Source organism: Shewanella sp. Isolate7, from assembly GCF_022398425.1.
GTDB lineage: Bacteria > Pseudomonadota > Gammaproteobacteria > Enterobacterales > Shewanellaceae > Shewanella.
Window position 1 is genome coordinate 49,258 of the sequence record NZ_JAKEVJ010000026.1, and the last position, 12,342, is coordinate 61,599.

8 protein-coding genes and 1 pseudogene are annotated in these 12,342 nt (G+C 54.2%); 6 read left to right on the top strand and 3 right to left on the bottom strand.

The features are described from left to right. Positions 1–4: 4 nt before the first annotated feature. Together relA and rlmD are read right to left on the bottom strand one after the other, a co-directional pair. On the bottom strand, positions 5–2,209 hold the full coding sequence (gene relA / locus L1D47_RS08575) for a GTP diphosphokinase (RefSeq protein WP_041510477.1): 2,205 nt from the start codon (positions 2,207–2,209) through the stop codon (positions 5–7). Between the two features lie 167 nt (positions 2,210–2,376). Further along, on the bottom strand, positions 2,377–3,711 hold the full coding sequence (gene rlmD, locus L1D47_RS08580) for a 23S rRNA (uracil(1939)-C(5))-methyltransferase RlmD (RefSeq protein ID WP_239884050.1): 1,335 nt from the start codon (positions 3,709–3,711) through the stop codon (positions 2,377–2,379). Positions 3,712–3,808: 97 nt separating this feature from the next. Here rlmD and barA point away from each other — a divergent pair, with 97 nt between their 5' ends. From barA to L1D47_RS08610, 6 genes and pseudogenes are all read left to right on the top strand, one after another. Beyond that, positions 3,809–6,610 (top strand): two-component sensor histidine kinase BarA, encoded by a 2,802-nt coding sequence (gene barA, locus L1D47_RS08585; protein WP_239884052.1) that lies wholly within the window; start codon positions 3,809–3,811, stop codon positions 6,608–6,610. Continuing rightward, the gene (locus L1D47_RS08590) at positions 6,603–7,205 is read left to right on the top strand and encodes a YjaG family protein (RefSeq protein ID WP_041510474.1); all 603 of its coding nucleotides are present in this window, start codon (positions 6,603–6,605) and stop codon (positions 7,203–7,205) included. Before barA ends, L1D47_RS08590 begins: the two co-directional genes overlap by 8 nt. Next, on the top strand, positions 7,205–7,399 hold the full coding sequence (locus L1D47_RS08595; protein ID WP_239884053.1) for a hypothetical protein: 195 nt from the start codon (positions 7,205–7,207) through the stop codon (positions 7,397–7,399). The genes L1D47_RS08590 and L1D47_RS08595 overlap by 1 nt, the downstream gene beginning before the upstream one ends. Before the next feature lie 104 nt (positions 7,400–7,503). Then, positions 7,504–8,472, top strand: a pseudogene (locus L1D47_RS08600) (AEC family transporter). Between the two features lie 85 nt (positions 8,473–8,557). After that, complete coding sequence (recN, locus tag L1D47_RS08605; protein WP_239884055.1) at positions 8,558–10,219, top strand: DNA repair protein RecN; 1,662 nt, start codon at positions 8,558–8,560, stop codon at positions 10,217–10,219. Between the two features lie 229 nt (positions 10,220–10,448). Beyond that, positions 10,449–11,651 carry a hypothetical protein gene (locus L1D47_RS08610; protein WP_239884057.1) on the top strand — a complete coding sequence of 401 codons (1,203 nt, stop codon included), beginning with the start codon at positions 10,449–10,451 and terminating at the stop codon, positions 11,649–11,651. A 91-nt stretch (positions 11,652–11,742) separates the two neighbouring features. Here L1D47_RS08610 and L1D47_RS08615 read toward each other — a convergent pair whose 3' ends face one another. Then, positions 11,743–12,177, bottom strand: a complete 435-nt coding sequence (locus tag L1D47_RS08615; RefSeq protein ID WP_239884059.1) for a GFA family protein — start codon at positions 12,175–12,177, stop codon at positions 11,743–11,745. Positions 12,178–12,342: the final 165 nt, after the last annotated feature.

The window sequence follows — 12,342 nt, forward strand, 5'->3', positions numbered from 1 at the left end:
CAGCTTAGAGGCGTCTCGCCTCGATAACGCCGCTGACCTGAGACAACTTGGCAATCACCCGAGACAAGCCTTCTAGGTTGTACAGCTCAAGCTCCAGCTCGATAGCCGCAGTCTGGGTCTTTACATCCGACGATGAACTCATGGCCAGCACGTTTGATTTCTCCGCCGCCAGCACTGAAGTGAGATCCCTCAGCAAGCCGCTGCGATCATTGGCCAGCACCTTGAGCTTGAGCTTATAACCGCCGGAATAGTTCTCACCCCAGACCACATCGACGCTGCGCTCGGGATGCACCCGCATCAGCTCCTTCACCTGTTCACAATCGGCTCGGTGAACCGAGATCCCCCTGCCCTTAGTGATAAACCCGAAGATCTCATCTCCCGGCACCGGCTGACAACACTTGGCAATATGACTGAGCAGGTTACCTACGCCATTCACCTCGACCTGGCCCTTGCCTTTACCGGTGGAACGCGCCTGATTCTTCTTCAGCAGATCTTCCAGCGCCTCCTCTTCGGAGACCTCGTTGACCCGCATACGGCTCTGTACGTGGTTGACCACCTGGTTGAGCCTGACGTCACCGCCGCCGATACCGGCCAGCAAATCGTCCATGCCCACCATGTTAAAGCGTTCCACCGCACTGTGAGCATCTTTCAGTGTCAGGCCTGAACGTGCCAGTTCGGCCTCGAGCATCTCGCGGCCGGCGACAATATTCTTGTCCCTGTCCTGCTGCTTGAACCAATGCTGGATCTTAGAGCGGGTGCGCGATGCCTTGATATAGCCCAGGTTAGGGTTAAGCCAGTCGCGCTTAGGGTTAGGATGCTTGGAGGTGATGATCTCTACCCGTTCACCTGTTTCGACCTGATAGGTAAAAGGCACGATGCGGCCATCGACCTTGGCACCGATACACCTGTGGCCCACCTGGGAGTGAATATAGTAGGCGAAATCCAACACGGTCGAGCCCATGGGCAGATCCACCACGTCACCGTTTGGCGTAAACACATAGGCCCTGTCTTCGAACACCTGGCTGCGCACCTCGTCCACCAGGTTGCCGCTCTCGGCCACATCTTCCTGCCACTGCAGGATCTTACGTAGCCAGTTGATCTTCTCTTCGTAGCCGCTCTGCTTGCCTGTGGTGCCCTCTTTATACTTCCAGTGGGCGGCCACCCCCAGCTCGGCATCTTCATGCATCTGCTCGGTACGGATCTGGATCTCCACCGTCTTGCCCTCTGGCCCTACGACTATGGTGTGGATCGACTGATAGCCATTGGGTTTAGGGTTGGCCACATAATCGTCGAACTCTTTAGGAATATGATGCCAGAGCGTGTGTACCACACCCAAGGCGCCGTAGCAGTCCTGCAGACGCTCGGTAACGACTCGCACCGCGCGCACATCGAAGAGTTCATCGAAGGTAAGATCTTTACCGCGCATCTTCTTCCAGATGCTGTAGATATGCTTGGGCCTGCCATAGACCTTGGCGCGGATCTGCTCTTCGTCCAATCGCTGCTGCAACTGGTTAACGAAGTTATCTATATAGGTCTCGCGATCCATCCGCTTGCCATCGAGCTGCTTAGCAATGTCCTTGTAGATCTCAGGGTGCAGATAGCGAAACGAGATATCTTCCAGCTCCCACTTGAGCTGACCTATGCCAAGGCGGTTGGCCAGGGGCGCATAGATGTCGGCGATCTCCCGCGCCAGTAACACACGGGTCTCCTCGTCGGCGTTCTTAACCTCACGCAGCAGACAGATACGCTCAGCCAGCTTGATCACCACGGCGCGGACATCCTCCACCATGGCCAGCAACATCTTACGTATGTTATCTATCTGGGGTTCGGCGTTACGGCTCTGCTCGTTGACCTTGAGGGCCCCAATGGCTTCCATGGTGACCACGCTATTGACCAGGGTGGTGAGCTTGTCGCCAAACAGCTCAAGTATCTGCTCCTCGGTCAGCAGGCCAGCATCGAACACCACGAAGATCACCGCTGCCTGCAGGGTCTCGATATCCATGTTGAGCGGCGCCAGGATCTCGATCAGCTCGCGGGCACGGCCGATCAGCAGGGTATCGTTAGCATCATGTTTCGCCACCAGCGCCTCGATCTGCTTAATCAGCGCGAGTAAGGTGCTGGCGTCATCGGCGTCACTCAGATAACGATTAACCCACTCGGTCAATTGAAAATCTGTGTCTTTAAAATGTGCTTCTCTAACAGATACCATCTACTGCATGTCCTATTACTTGATTGCTTGCCCCTAAAAGCGTTCGACCCCGGCCTAAATAAGCGCCATATGACATCGCCAATAATGAACTCACTATCTTGGGGATTCCCTCGCCAAAGTCAAATGATATACGCCGACTATTTGCGCGCTTAGGCCAAGATTAACAACTATTTACCCAGCTCAAACAAGGCCATTGCCTCGATATGATGTGTCTGGGGAAACATATCGATGAGGCCGAGTCGACTCAGCACATATCCCTGGGCGAGCAAAGGCTCACAGTCTCTGGCCAGACTCACCGGGTTACAGGAGATATAGACGATCGCCTTGGGCTTCATCTTCTTTAACCATTGTAGACTCTCATAGGCGCCGGCTCTGGCAGGATCCAGCAGTAACTTATCGATACGCCCGAGCCAAGGTGCACCGGATAGATCCGCGCTAAGATCCCCATGATAAAACTCCGCGCCCTCGACGCCGCTCGCACCGGCATTTAGTCTTGCCTGAGCCACCATGGCTTCGACCCCCTCGACACCCACCACCTGGGCGCCAGCCTTGGCCAGCGGCAGGGTAAAGTTACCCACGCCGCAGAAGAGATCCAGCACCCGCTCGCCGGGCTGAACCTGCAGCCAGTCGATGGCCTGAGTCACCATCTGCTGATTGATCTCACCATTGACCTGGATGAAGTTGCCCGGCGAAAAGCCAAGCTGACTGCCATCCTCTAGCCGATAGAAAGGCAGGCCCTCGTCGCCCCAAAGGGTCTCAAGCCTGCTTTCGTCGTCGAGCAATATCACCCTTACCCCATGCTGCTCGCCAAAGGCTGCTAGCAAGGCTTTATCCTTGTCATTCAAAGGGCTGGTGATACGCAGCACCACACCAGGGCCCGAGTCGACTGACAGTAGCTCCACATGGCCCAGACTACGCTTGGCACTCAGGCGGTTAAGGCATTGATTGAGCGGCGCGATAAGATCTGACAGCGACTTAGCCAGCACGGGGCAGGCATCTATGTTAACCACCTCACTGCTGGCCAGGGCACGAAACCCCAGGTTGAGCCGCTTACTATCGCGCTGATACTGGGTAGCCAGACGGGCGCGGCGGCGATAGTGCCAGCCCTCGCCACTCAGCGGTTCACTCATGGCCTGCGGCTGGTTGCGGCCCAGCTTATTAATCAGGTTCTCAAGCGCATCTTGCTTAGCGGCACGCTGGGCAGAGAGCTCAAGATGTTGCAGGTCGCAGCCGCCACAGCGGCCATAATAAGGACAACTAGGGGCGATACGCGCCTCGCTGGCGGTCTCGACCTTGATCAGCTTCGCCTTGGCGTGACGCTTCTTCTGCTCTGTTATCTGCGCCGTTACCGTTTCACTGGGCAGGGCGCCGGGAATAAAGACGATTTTTCCCTGATGCTCGGCTATCCCCGCCCCTAGGTGATCCAGCTGGCTCACATGGAAACTTTGCTTGGCCTGGGTTTGTTGTGTCTTGCGGGGTTTAGCTTTATAAAATTGTGCCATTTAGGCCTCTAAAACAATAAAAATACTAGTAAAGACTGCACAAAGTCTGGCACTCTAATGTAACCTATATCCATCGTAGATAAATAATACCAACTCAATGAATAGTGCAGACAATATGACTAAATACAGCCTGAGAGCCTGGGTTCTCGTGCTGGCCTTAGCGCCCACTATTTTGGTTGGTATTTTGCTTGGCAGCTATTTTACCATAAATCGTTTCTATGAGCTGGAAGAAAGCTTAATCGAGCGCGGCGGTAACATCATCGAGCCGCTGGCCATCTCGGCCGAGATAGGCCTGGAAACTAAGAATTTCGAGACCACCAAGCGACTGCTCACCTCGGTACAGCTCAACAAATCCAACCTGGTGCAGTTTATTGCCATCTTCGACACCAGTAACCGGGTGATAGTGACCTCGCATCACTATAAGAGCCACGAATTTATGCGCTACAACGAGCCCATAGATTCGCTGCAAACCACAGAGGTGGAGCAGTTTGGCGATAGCATCATCATGCGCAGCCCCATCTTCTCCAGCCAGCGCGAACTTGTGGTCAGCCCCTACGACAGCAACACCATGGCCCAGCAGGTCAACTCCGCCAAACTCGGCTATATCGCCGTGTTACTCAACAAAGAAAATGCCCTGCTGGAACAGCACAGGGCCGCGGTGGCCGCCTTTATCATCGTCCTTATCGGCGTGCAGCTTAACCTATTATTTACCTTTCGCCTGGTGAAAAACGTCACCCACCCCATCACCGAGATGGTGCGCGTGGTGGCCAAGATCCGCGAGGGTAAGTTGGATACCCGGGTCGACGGCAACCTGATCGGTGAACTGGACCTGCTCAAGCGCGGCATCAACGCCATGGCCGGTTCCTTGTCGGAATACCACGAGGAGATGCAGCAGAATATTGACCAGGCGACCTCGGATCTGCGGGAAACCCTAGAGCAGATAGAGATCCAAAACGTCGAGCTGGATCTGGCCAAGAAACGCGCCCTAGAGGCCAGCCGTATCAAGTCTGAGTTTCTGGCCAACATGTCCCACGAGCTGCGTACGCCGCTCAACGGGGTGATAGGTTTCGCCAAGCAGCTATTAAAGACACCGCTGCACGCCAGCCAGCAGGACTACATCAAGACCATAGAAAAGAGCGCCACCAACCTGTTGGGGATCATCAACGACATCTTAGACTTCTCCAAGCTGGAGGCGGGCAAGATGGAACTGGAGAACATGCCCTTTGCCCTGCGCGAGCTGATCGACGACACCATCTCACTGCTGGCCAACAGCGCCAAGGATAAAGATCTCGAACTTGTGGTGGATATAGAGCCGAGCATCAACGACAACGTCTCCGGCGATGCCCTGCGGGTCAGCCAGGTGATCACTAACCTGGTGGGCAACGCCATCAAGTTTACCGACAGCGGTAGCGTGCACCTCAAGATGCGCCTGACCAGCGAAGAGACTGACAAGGTCAATGTCCGCTGTGAGATCACCGATACAGGCATAGGCATAGACAAGCCACATCAGGCGCAGCTGTTCCAGGCCTTCGGCCAGGCAGACTCCTCCATCTCGCGCCGCTTCGGCGGTACCGGCCTGGGCCTGATTATCACCAAACGTCTGCTCAACCGTATGGGCGGTCAAATCGGCTGCATCTCGGCGCCGGGTAAGGGCTCTACCTTCTGGTTCACCCTACCTCTCAAGCTGAGTTCCTACCCTATCAGTCAGCCGCTGGAAACCGATAAACTCATCGACAAGACGGTGCTCTTGTTCGAGCCAAGGGAGCTGTCACGCAAGGTCCATGAGAGCCTGCTTAGCCACTGGGGCATGCAGAGTGTCAGCATCACGACCCCGGAAGATCTGGCCCGTGTCGCCGGCGAAGAGGGACGTCACTTCGACTATGCCATCATCAGCTGTAACGATCTGGCCAGTAGCCCTAACCTGCTCAACGTGCTGAATAAGATTGCCAAGATCAGCAACTATACCCTCTACCTGTACAGCAGCACCGAAAGCACCGCCAAGATGAGCCTGATCCAGCCCACTGTAGACAAGGTGATGCAGGCACCGGTTGGCGAGCGCGCCCTGGCGGTGACACTGATCAACCCTCACCGCGCCCAATTCGAAGCCATGCCGTTCCAAGAGGCGATCAAAGAGACCCAGGAACGCGAACCCATGAGCGTATTGGCTGTGGATGACAACCCCGCCAACCTCAAGCTGATTAAGACCCTACTCAAGGAGCTGGTCACTCAGGTTACTGTTACCGACAACGGCCAGGAGGCGATAGAGATCACCAAGGCCAAGAGCTTCGATCTCATCTTCATGGATATTCAGATGCCGGGCACCGACGGTTTTAGCGCGACCAAGCAGATACGTGAGCATTCGCTCAACCGCAACACTCCCATAGTCGCCGTGACCGCCCATGCCATCGCCGAAGAGCGCGAGCGTATCGATCAGAGTGGCATGGATGGCTACTTGCCAAAGCCTATCGATGAGGCGGCGCTCAAGAGCGTGATTAGCCGCTGGAAGACCCGACCGCAGTTTACCCATTTCGACCAGCACACCCTCAATTGGGATCTCTGTGTGACCCAGGCCAACCAGAAGACCAATCTGGCGCTGGAGATGCTACAGATGCTGGTCGACTCACTGCCCGAGACCCGCGATAACATCTCGGGCGCCCTCGAAAGGCAAGACAGCCAGGCCATGGTCAGCCATGTCCACAAGCTACACGGCGCCAGCTGCTACTGCGGCGTGCCGACCACGCAGCGACTCTGTCGAGAGATTGAACAGTCACTCAAGCAAAATGCCGATGTCGATCTCGTCGAGCCGGAAATACTTGAGTTACTTGACGAGCTTTCTAAGGTAGAATCGGCCGCAAATCAAGTAATAGCCCAGTTATCTATGGATGTGATCGATGAGTAATAAACCCGGGTTTTTCAAGCGCCTCAAGGCCCTCGAACTGGAACAGAAGAAGCTGTTCGCCATCGCCCTTTGCCAACGCATGTACCCCAACTATCAGCTGTTCAGCGAAGTCTGCGAGTTTGGCGACCCACAGGTGCTCGATACCGTGCTCAACCTGCTGTGGCAATCTATGTACGATCAGAAGCTGAAGCTCAACATCGACCTCTACCTGGAGCGTCTGGATCTCAACACCCCAGAACCCAGCGATTTCGATGTCTATGGCGTCTACCCTGCCATGGATGCGGCCGTCGCCCTCACCTCACTGCTCAGCGCCCTGCAGAGCAAGGTGGAAGACGATATCACCAACATCAGCAAGCTCTCATCCGCCACGGTAGCCAACTATATCGAGGCCACCCTAGAAGATGAGATGGATGAAGCGGCGCTGGACGAGCACATCTTCAATCACGAGGTGATGCAGGAAGAGAAGGCACTGCAGGCCTCTTTACTGGAGATCATCGAAGAGAACCCTAAGATCACCGCCGACTTCGTCAAGGCGCTGCGCAAGGAGGTTGTCCAGGCAGGCGTATCCAACATAGGTATCTCGGCGGGCGCCTAATGCGCAAACTTATCTACCAGGGATTTGTATTGACCAACCCCGATGGGTTAACCAATACCTGGTGCCTCGCCATAGGGGAGCAGCGACGCGTCGGCTCCCTGTTTGAACTCAGGCGCCAGCTCCATTTCTACCTGGAGCTGGGCATCCTACCGCCGCCCAAGCCGCTGCAAAGACGATCAGGCCCTAAGCATTAGACTTTAGCGTTATAGGGACACGACCGGCTAAGTGGTAACCTAATAGCCATAACAGTTTTTAGGATAAGCGCCACTCAGACTCAAGCCAAGGAAGTCGTCTCCCTATGTTATCCACTCTCTCGCCACTCTTTGTCGTATTTGGCATTATGGTCACTGGCTTTGTCGTGCAGAAAGCCCGGCTACTGCCCGAAGGCAGCGACAATGTGCTCAATCAATATGTCTATTACATCGCCTTTCCGGCGATCATGATGATAGTGCTGGCCGAAACCCCAATCGAGCAGATCGCCAACTGAGGCTTTATTGGCGGTTATAGCCTGGCCATGACCCTGATTTACCTGCTCACCGGCCTGCTCTCCCTCTGGTTACAACCCAAAGAGAAGCCCCTCGCCGCCATCCGGGCCCTCAATACCACCTTCGGCAACACCTCCTTTATCGGCATCCCGCTGATGATGATGCTGTTTCCCGGCGATCAGCTGGCGTTGGCCGCGGCTGCCCTGGCCAGCCTTTTATCTGTAACCGTATTTGCCATAGTGTTGGCCCAACTGGCACTGTTTCAGGGCCAGACAGACAGCGCACTCAAGACGGTAGTGTTAGCCCTCATCCAAAACCCCATCATATTGGGCAGCCTGGCCGGGGTTGCAATATCAGCCGCCCATATAGAGCTGTACCGCCCCATCGCCGAGATCATCAGGCAATTTGGCATGACCTCCAGCCCCTGCGCCCTGTTTGCCATCGGCATGGTGCTCTGCAAGGCCAATCAGGGGGGGAGAAACGCCGCCGGCATACAATCGCGTCTGGCTGAACTCACCCTGCTCAACCTGAGTAAGCTATTGCTACAGCCATTGTTAGCCTACTTGTTGCTCGGCACCCTAGGAGTAAACGGACAACTATTGGAAATGGGCGTGATTCTGGCCGCCCTGCCGACCGCCGCCAGCGTCTACCTACTGGCCCACAGGTTTAACGTAGGTGCCACCAGTAGCGCCCAGACCATCAGCTTAGGAATAGTGATTAGCTTTGCCACCATTCCACTGCTGCACCATTGGCTCGGCTCGGCCACCGCCAGCGTGTTTTAACGGATAAAAAGCACACAGGTATTTACTGTATAAAAATTCAGTATATACTGTGCATGAATACAGTACTTTGTAAAAGGATGTCATCATGCTTTGTCAGCTCAGCATCAATAACTTTGCCATTGTCCGCTTTTTAGAACTCGACTTTAAGTCTGGAATGACCAGCATCACAGGCGAAACCGGTGCGGGGAAATCGATTGCCATCGATGCCCTGGGTCTGTGCCTGGGTAACCGCGCCGATGCCAACACGGTCCGCCCCGGGGCCAGCAAGGCCGAAGTCAGTGCCCGCTTCGCCCTCAGCGATATCCCGCTGGCCAAACGTTGGTTAGAGGACAATGATCTCGAGCTTGACGATGAATGTATCCTGCGCCGCACCATAGGCAGTGACGGCCGCTCACGGGCTTACATCAACGGTAACCCGGTTCCCCTCAATCAGATGCGCGCCCTGGGCCAGCTGCTTATCGGCATTCACGGTCAACATGCCCATCACGCCATGTTAAAGAGTGAGCATCAACTCACCCTGCTCGACAGCTACGCCAACCACAAGATGCTGCTCGAGGCCTGCAGCGCCAGCTACCAGCGCTTTAAGCTGATCCAGAAGGAACTTAGCCAGCTGCAGCAGTCGCAGCATGAGCGCATCGCCCGTAAACAGCTGCTGCAATATCAGGTCGAGGAGCTCGACGAGTTTGCCCTGGGCGAAGAGGAGTTTGAAGAGATAGAGGCCGAGCATAAGAAGTTGGCCAATGGTACGGCGCTTATCCAAGCCTGCCAACGCACCCTCTATCTGCTGCAAGACAGCGAAGAGGGCACCATCGAATCGCTACTCAACATGAGCCTAGATCAGGCCCAGGAGCTCGAAGGTTATGACCCTGAGCTAAAAGGCGTAGGCAACATGCTCAACGATGCCCTGATCCAGGTGCAGGAGAGCAGCAGCGAACTACAAAGATACTTAGACAGGCTGGAACTGGACCCGGATCACTTTGCTGCGCTGGAGCAACGCCTGTCTAAAATCATGATGCTGGCGCGCAAGCACCATGTGAACGCCAAAGATCTCTATCAGCATCATCAGGCACTGAGCCAGGAGCTCAGCGAGCTAGACTCGGATGAGGAGAAACTCGATGAGATCGCCCAGCAGCTTGAAAGCTGCCGTGAGAGCTTTATCGCTCATGCCCAAAAACTCAGTCAGAGCCGTCAGCGCTATGCCAAGGAACTGGACAAGCAGGTTACCCGCTCTATCCATGAGCTGAGCATGCCCAAGGGCAAGTTTGTTATTGACGTGCAGTTTAACCCCGAAATGATGTCACCCAACGGCTGTGACACTGTGGAGTTTAAAGTGACTACCAATCCAGGGCAGCCATTGCAGCCCATCGCCAAAGTGGCCTCGGGCGGCGAGCTGTCGCGTATCGGACTGGGCATTCAGGTGATCACCGCCAAGAAGGTTGCCACCCCGACCCTCATCTTCGACGAGGTCGACGTGGGGATCTCGGGCCCGACCGCGGCCGTGGTGGGCAAGATGCTGCGCGCCTTAGGCGAGTCAACACAGGTACTCTGTGTGACCCACTTGCCCCAAGTGGCCGGTAACGGTCATCAGCATATGTTCGTCAACAAACAGAGCAAGGCCGGGCAAACTGAGACCTCTATGGTGCCACTGGACAAGCACCAACGCATCGAAGAACTGGCTCGCCTGCTGGGCGGCGATGTCATCACCAACAATACCCTGGCCAATGCCAAAGAGCTACTACAAGGCTAAGCCAAATAGACCAAAGAATTAACCACCATTAGGCTGGTTAGTAAGCAAAGCGCGGCAATATCTTAGCCGCGCTTTTCATTTCATTATTCCGGCAGAAGAGATGACTGTTACGTGTCTCACCAACAAGCCTTACGGAGTAATTTTTGCGTTTGTTTGCGCAAAAAGTAGTGGCTGTGATAGATTCATTACTTTACTGTCAATACGATAAATAAAGCCACAAGGATTTGAAATGCGATACTTTTTTCGCGCTCTGAAATGGATATTACTGACACTGCTACTCATTCCCGTCGGCGGCTATCTCATCTTACTCTTGGTCAATCTGCAAGATAGCGAGCCATCAGCTCAGGCGAGCGCCTATCTTGAGCAGGTAAACGCCGAAGAGACCGCCTTGAGTCAGCATCTTGAAAACAATCCTTATCTTTACGCCTTTGGCTTTGATGTGCCGAAAGATGATGACCCGATGGCGGTCGGGCTAAAACGCTATCAGGCGCTCAAACAACTTGGTGTTTTAGAAAGGCCAAAAAAGACTGTCGACGAAAAATTCGAGCGTCCCGAATGGCCAATTACCACTTGCCTCAAACAAGAAGGCTATCTTGATGACTGTGCAGCCCTATTGGCCGAGACAGAGACACTAAGAGCCACACTCAATGACTATACCTGGCTGGTTGAGCGCTACCGCACCCTACTCTCCCTCGGTCATTGGCAGGATGATACCCTTTTCAACATGTATAGCGATCTTCTACCTATCCAACATCTGATCGCCGCACAGCAGCTATACCTTGTCGATGCCTACATCAATGGCACGGATTCAACCTCCCTTATTACCGCCATAGACAAAGATATGCAGTTCTGGCAGCAGGCAGCCGAACGAATCAATATGCTAGGTAATAAATTCCTAGCCATCTCGGCGCTCAAGCAAAACATGAAGCTGGGCGAGCTGCTCGTTAGTCAAATGCGAACAGAGGATAAAGATACTAGCTTACCTAGCCTTTGGCTGGCCCCCACTGCAGGAGACGTGCTATCCCTTGAGCGAGCCAAACGTGGCGAATGGCACTTCCTGACTAAGATGACACAATCATATGAGGCGGGTGAAGACGCAAGCATCACCGCTAAGGTCACCGAGGCTCTGCTTATGCCACTGTTGCAACAACAGGATACCGCCAACCGCTACGCCAACTTCTTAACGGGTGAGGCAGACATCAAGCCCTGCCCCGATGACCTCTCGCTATCGACCCTCAAAGAGTACGCCTATAACCCCATGGGAAAATTTATTCTCTGCTCTGGCATCTCCTCATTTGAGAGTTATCAGGCAACGGCTAACAAGGTGGAATCGCTGCGCGCCGAGCTGGTTACCCGCTTAACGACTCCTGCTATCTCAGCAGAGATGAAGACTAAGGCTAGTGAAGAAGCTAGGGATAACTCGCCAGAATAACTAGCCCGCAATTTCTTTTTCCGTCATCACAGCTCATCCCCTGACCAGCTTCAGGGGATATGAAATGCCAAAAAGTTTTTGCGCTAAAATGCTATTCCGGAAGACGATCGAAACCCGGCACAGATGAGAGCGCCTCTCCCCACTTTGCCTTTTCGGCCAAGAAAAGCTTTGCCATCGGCGCTATAGGCACCTCAACGTCCAGACAGCCAGCCGGCACTACCAGATTGAACTCATCGAGCCGATAGGGCATTGGCGAGCCACACACCTTACAGAAGCAGCGCCTATGTCGACTATTAGCCAGCTGAAAATGTTGCAGCAAGGCTTCACCCCGCCGCCAGTTGAGCACAAGATGATGAGAAAATAGATTGGCACCATGGAGCGAGCCCGTGCCCTTCTGACAACGATGACAATGACACAGATAAAAGGCATCGAAGCGGCCCACCAAGCTAAAGGCCACCCCACCACAGAGACAGCTACCACTGAACTCAACTTCCGACCTGTTTTGATTAAGGCTCTCATCATCCATAACCTGTCTCCTGTTGCCTGAAAGCGACTAATACCAATCGTAATAAACAATTTATCATTCTAGCTTGTTAAAACGCTCGATAACTGTATTAGTATTTTTAATTGTAGAATAACTACTTATCTAAAAATCTTGCTTTGTTCTCAAGCGTTTTTCCTGCGCTATTTC

Bases quoted from the DNA above. Each gene is read 5' to 3' on its own strand.
- L1D47_RS08615 (WP_239884059.1), bottom strand. From the start codon at position 12,177: ATGGATGATGAGAGCCTTAATCAAAACAGGTCGGAAGTTGAGTTCAGT.
- barA (WP_239884052.1), top strand. From the start codon at position 3,809: ATGAATAGTGCAGACAATATGACTAAATACAGCCTGAGAGCCTGGGTT.
- L1D47_RS08610 (WP_239884057.1), top strand. From the start codon at position 10,449: ATGCGATACTTTTTTCGCGCTCTGAAATGGATATTACTGACACTGCTA.
- relA (WP_041510477.1), bottom strand. From the start codon at position 2,209: ATGGTATCTGTTAGAGAAGCACATTTTAAAGACACAGATTTTCAATTG.
- L1D47_RS08595 (WP_239884053.1), top strand. From the start codon at position 7,205: ATGCGCAAACTTATCTACCAGGGATTTGTATTGACCAACCCCGATGGG.
- L1D47_RS08590 (WP_041510474.1), top strand. From the start codon at position 6,603: ATGAGTAATAAACCCGGGTTTTTCAAGCGCCTCAAGGCCCTCGAACTG.
- recN (WP_239884055.1), top strand. From the start codon at position 8,558: ATGCTTTGTCAGCTCAGCATCAATAACTTTGCCATTGTCCGCTTTTTA.
- rlmD (WP_239884050.1), bottom strand. From the start codon at position 3,711: ATGGCACAATTTTATAAAGCTAAACCCCGCAAGACACAACAAACCCAG.